Origin of the sequence: Bradyrhizobium cosmicum (genome assembly GCF_032290525.1) — a bacterium.
Lineage (GTDB): Bacteria > Pseudomonadota > Alphaproteobacteria > Rhizobiales > Xanthobacteraceae > Bradyrhizobium > Bradyrhizobium cosmicum_A.
In genome coordinates, this window is sequence record NZ_JASXTA010000483.1 from 1 (window position 1) to 246 (window position 246).

Annotated in this window: 1 protein-coding gene; it reads right to left on the reverse strand. The window is 75.2% G+C overall.

What is annotated here, in order from left to right:
- The coding region (locus QSV46_RS40650; protein ID WP_314964381.1) for a proteasome accessory factor PafA2 family protein at positions 1-246 on the reverse strand (246 nt) is incomplete at both ends.

The following is a 246-nucleotide window of genomic DNA, read 5'->3' on the forward strand; positions in this document are numbered from 1 at the left end:
GTGTGGCGTACTCGGGGTGGCCGTGGTCCACGTAGAGGCGCCCGCCGGTGCCCACGCAGGTGGCGGTGCCGCGCTGCCAGGCCTCCTCCTGGGCGGTCAGGCGCACGACGGCGGTGGTGCGCACCCGCCCAGGAACGGGGGCCTCGACGGAGGCGGCCCCGGGAATGTCGGTGAGCATGGAGAGGTCGGCCGCTGCGCGGTCCATCTCGAAGCCGCGGGCGTCACGCAGGGGGTACTCCCCGGAGT